4 protein-coding genes and 1 pseudogene are annotated in these 4798 nt (G+C 65.8%); all 5 read right to left on the reverse strand.

Annotated elements, in window-relative coordinates:
• Window positions 1-176 (reverse strand): annotated as a pseudogene (locus EN781_RS26140) (hypothetical protein); the annotation flags it as partial.
• Window positions 177-180: 4 nt separating this feature from the next.
• Window positions 181-510, reverse strand: coding sequence for a nitrite reductase small subunit NirD (gene nirD, locus EN781_RS26145; RefSeq protein WP_126055000.1), 330 nt, complete (start codon window positions 508-510; stop codon window positions 181-183).
• A 238-nt stretch (window positions 511-748) separates the two neighbouring features.
• Window positions 749-3199 carry a nitrite reductase large subunit NirB gene (gene nirB / locus EN781_RS26150; protein WP_126055001.1) on the reverse strand — a complete coding sequence of 817 codons (2451 nt, stop codon included), beginning with the start codon at window positions 3197-3199 and terminating at the stop codon, window positions 749-751.
• Window positions 3200-3219: 20 nt separating this feature from the next.
• Entirely contained in the window at window positions 3220-4515 is a 1296-nt protein-coding gene (locus EN781_RS26155) for a nitrate/nitrite transporter (RefSeq protein WP_126055002.1), read from the reverse strand.
• Window positions 4516-4571: 56 nt separating this feature from the next.
• The coding region (locus EN781_RS26160; protein WP_245492658.1) for a hypothetical protein at window positions 4572-4798 on the reverse strand (227 nt) is incomplete at its 5' end.

Here is a 4798-nt window from a genome sequence, read left to right on the forward strand (position 1 = left end):
GACAGCATAAAAAGCGACCGCGTCCGGACCGTGCTCGGCGATGGTCTGCGAGAAGGTCGAGGCGACGAGGTCGAGCGCCTCGTCCCAAACGGCGCGGCGACCTTCGCCAGCACGCCGCAGCCCACCCCGCAATAGGGGCAGGTGGTCCTCACCTCGCGTGCTTCGTCGATCTCCATGGGGTCAGGCCGCGCGGCTGGCCAGCGCTTCCAGCGCCAGGAACAGGCGCTCGCCTTCCCGCTTCACCGGGATGGTGCGCACCCCGCCCTCGTCGGCACCGAGCGCCTTGCCGGTCTCGAGCGAAATCACCCAATTGTGCAGCGGGCACGTCACCGCGGCGCCATGGACGATGCCCTGACTGAGCGGCCCGCCCTTGTGCGGGCAATGGTCGTCGATGGCGAAGACTTCGTCGTCGGCGGTGCGGAAGACGGCAATCTTGCCTTGCGGGGTGGCGACGCAGCGCGCGCCACGGCGGGGGATGTCGGTGATGGTGCCTATAGCGATCCAGGTCATTGAGTGAGGGCCTTTTGCTGCAAGTCGAGCCTGGTTGATCCGACCCGTTCTGGCCTGCCGGCCATCTCCCCCTCAAGGGGGGAGATTCCCAAGCCGCCTTGCTTTCGCCAATCGCCAAGGTTGGAGGAAGGGCGCCAAGGCCGAAGCTGCTGATCTCCCCACTTGAGGGGGAGATGGCCGGCAGGCCAGAGGGGGTTGGTACGACCGGATACCGACATCCTATTCGCAAGCATCTCCATCATTCCGCCGCCTCCGCGAACCCGACCGAGGCCATCGGCCGGAACTCGTGCTTGTCCTTGCCAGAAACGCGTTCCGACCACGGGTCGACCTGGGCGAATTTCTGGGAGAAGACGAAGCGCTCGTAGTAAGCCCTGCGCTTTTCGCCGTCGTCCATGATCTGGCGCTTGATCTCCTCGATGCCGACGCGCTTGGCCCATTTGTAGATGCGCTCGAGATAGCGGGCCTGCTCGCGATACATCTGCGTCAGCGCCACGATATGCTCCAGCGCCTCGTCCTCGGTCCTGACCAGGCCGAGCACCTCGGTGCCCTTGATGTCGAGGCCGGCCGCCCCGGCGAAATGGATCTCGTAGCCACTGTCGACGCAGATGACGCCGACATCCTTGCAGGTCGCCTCGGCGCAGTTTCGCGGACAGCCTGACACCGCCATCTTCACCTTGGCCGGCGTCCACGAGCCCCACATGAACTTCTCGATGCGGATGCCCAAGCCGGTCGAATCCTGCGTGCCGAAGCGGCACCAGTCGGAGCCGACGCAGGTCTTCACCGTGCGCAGGCCCTTGGCGTAGGCATGGCCTGAGACGAAACCGGCCTGGCCGAGATCGGCCCACACCGCCGGCAGGTCCTCCTTGCGGATGCCCAGCATATCGATGCGCTGGCCGCCGGTGACCTTGACCATCGGGATCTCGAACTTGTCGACGACGTCGGCGATGGCGCGCAGTTCGGAGGCGCTGGTGACGCCGCCCCACATGCGCGGCACCACCGAATAGGTGCCGTCCTTCTGGATGTTGGCGTGGACACGCTCGTTGATGAAGCGCGACTGGTAGTCATCGGCATATTCGTCCGGCCAGTCGCAGACGAGATAGTAGTTGAGCGCCGGCCGGCATTTGGCGCAGCCGCAGGAGGTCTTCCACTCCAGCTCCTGCATCACCGCCGGAATGGTCTTCAGTCCCTTGGCCTTGATCAGCCGGCGCACCTCGTCGTGGCCGAGCGCGGTGCAGGAGCACATCGGCTGCACGGCGGCCGGGTTGTACGTGTCGCCGAGGGTCAGCACCATCAGCTTCTCGACCAGCCCCGTGCAAGAGCCGCAGGAAGCCGACGCCTTGGTATGCGCCCGGACATCGTCGAGCGAGGTCAGGCCCTTGCCGGTGATCGCACCGGTGATCTTGCCCTTGCAGACGCCGTTGCAGCCGCAGATTTCCGCATCATCCGGCAAGGCTGCAACGGCCGCCATAGGGTCCAGGGGGGCACCCCCCTGGTATGACTGGCCGAAGATAAGCGTGTCGCGCATCTCCGAAATATCGGTCTGCTTCTTCTTCAGGTCGTTGAACCAGGCGCCATCGGCGGTCTCGCCATAGAGCACGGTGCCGATGATGCGGTCGTCCTTCAGCACCAGGCGCTTGTAGACGCCGGCCGAGGCATCGCGCAGCACGATCTCCTGGCGGTCGTCGCCATCGGCGAAGTCGCCGAGCGAGAACAGCTCGATGCCGGTGACCTTGAGCTTGGTCGGCGTGTCCGAATGCACGAAGGCGGCCGTCTCGTCGCCGGCAAGCTGGCTGGCGGCCACGCGCGCCATCTCGTAGAGCGGCGCCACCAGACCGTAAACCATGCCGTTGACCTCGGCGCATTCGCCGAGCGCGAAGATGTCGGGGTCGTTGCTGCGCATGCCGGCATCAACGACTATGCCGCGATTGACGGCGATGCCCGCCTCCTTCGCCAGCGCCGCGTTCGGCCGGATGCCGACCGCCATGACAACCAGCGTCGCCGGGATAATCGTGCCGTCGGCAAGCTCCACCTGCTCGACCTTGCCGTTGCCGGTGATGGCCTGGGTGTTGGCCTTGGTGATCACCTTGATGCCGCGCTCCTCCACGGCGCGCTGCAGGAGGTAGCCGGCGGCAGGATCGAGCTGACGCTCCATCAGCGTCGGCATGACGTGCAGCACGGTGACGTCCATGCCTTGCGCCTGCAGGCCGGCCGCGGCTTCCAGGCCGAGCAGGCCACCGCCGATGACCACGGCCTTGGCCCGCGACTGGGCGGCCAGCATCATGGCGCGGACGTCGTCCAGATCGCGATAGGTCAGCACGCCCGGCAGGTTGTTGCCCGGCACCGGGATGATGAACGGCACCGAGCCGGTGGCGATGACCAGCTTGTCGTAGGGTTCCGTCACGCCATGATCGGAGGTGACGGTCTTCGCCGCGCGGTCGATGGCGACTATTCTGTGGCCCTTGTAGAGCGTGATGCCGTGCTTGATGTACCAGCCGTCGCCGTGGATGATGATCTCTTCATAGGCCTTTTCGCCCGACAGGACCGGCGACAGCATGATGCGGTCGTAGTTCACGCGCGGCTCGGCGTTGAAGATGGTGACCTGGTAGCGATCCGGCGCCTTTTCCAGGAGATGCTCCAGCATGCGCCCGGGGGCCATGCCGTTGCCGATGATGACGAGTTTCTCGGTCATATTGCTGATCCGTTCCGGTTTCACTCGGCCGCGTAGGAAAGGGCTGGCGTCTCGGCCATCGAGGCGCGCTCCATGCGGCGGATGCTGAGGTGCATCCAGGCAAGGCAGCCGACGACGATGACGAAGAGCAGCATGAAGCAGCTCGACCAGACGCCGGTGAGATCGTTGAGCGCGCCGAAGGCGATCGGCAGGACGAAGCCGCCGAGCCCGCCGATCATGCCGACCATGCCGCCGACCGCGCCGACATTCTTCGGGTAGTAGACCGGGATGTGCTTGTAGACCGCGGCCTTGCCGAGGCTCATGAAGAAGCCGAGCACGCAGGCGACGGCGATGAAGGCGAGCGGGCCGATCTCGAAATGGAAGGCGATCGGCCCGCTGATGCCGCGCACGACGTAGTCTGCCGAGGGGAGAGACAGAACGAGAGTCGCGACGGCACAGACCGTGAAGGTCCAGTAGAGCACGGTGCGGGCGCCGATGCGGTCGGATAGCACGCCGCCATAGGCACGGAAGATGCTCGCCGGGATCGAATAGGCGGCCCCAATCATGCCGGCGGTGGCGATGTTGAAACCATAGACGCCGATCAGGTAGCGCGGCAGCCACAGCGACAGCGCCACGAACGCGCCGAAGACGAAGAAATAGTAGAAGGCGAAGCGCCACACCTGCAGGTTCTTCAGCGGCGCGAATTCCTGCCAGAAGCTCCTTGGCGGTGCCGCCCTGCCGGCACGGCGCTCGCGGATGACCGGATCGTCGCCGGTGGTAAACCAGAAGACGACGGCCATGACGACGAGCGCCGCCGCCCAGATTTGCGCCACCGTCTGCCAGCCCCAGGCGAGCAGCACGAGCGGCGCCAGGAACTTGGTGACCGCGGCGCCGACATTGCCGACACCGAAGATGCCGAGCGCCGTGCCCTGCCTGCCGGCGGGGAAGAAGCGCGAGACATAGGCGACGCCGACGGCGAAGGAGCCGCCGGCGAGACCGACGCCAAGCGCGGCGATCAGCATCTGCTCATAAGTATGCGCAAAAGAGAGCAGTAGGGTCGCGACCGCCGCCGAAAGCATGACGGCGGTGTAGACCAGCCGCCCGCCATAGCGATCGGTCCAGACGCCGAGCAGCATGCGCACGAGCGAGCCGGTGAGGATCGGCGTGCCGATGAGCAGGCCGAACTCCGTCTCGCTCAGCCCAAGCTCCTGCTTTATGCGCACGCCGATGATGGAGAAGATCGTCCACACCGCGAAGCAGACGGTGAAGGCGATGGTGGACATCACGAGCGCCTGCCTGGGTTCCTGGCTGGGCGCGGCTGGGAGAATTGCAGTCATGTCGGCTCCGGTTTGCGGCGTGGGAGGCGCCGCTCTTGTCTGTTCGTTCGCGATTGTCAGCGACGCGCCATCGGCGTGCCGGTCGAAACCTCGCTGTGCGCGGTCACTGCCGGCTCCTTGCCGTCCGTCTTGGTGCCGACGGGAAAGAGCAGCAGCGCGGCGGTGAACAGCGCGGCGGTCAATGCGCTGCTGGCCAGGAAATCGCGGCGGGTGAAGTCCTCGAGGGCCGCGCCAGTTCCGATCCGTTTCGTCATCGTCGTCTCCGGTTTGGCACCGCCTGGGA

It is taken from the genome of Mesorhizobium sp. M4A.F.Ca.ET.090.04.2.1, assembly GCF_003999085.1.
Lineage (GTDB): Bacteria > Pseudomonadota > Alphaproteobacteria > Rhizobiales > Rhizobiaceae > Mesorhizobium.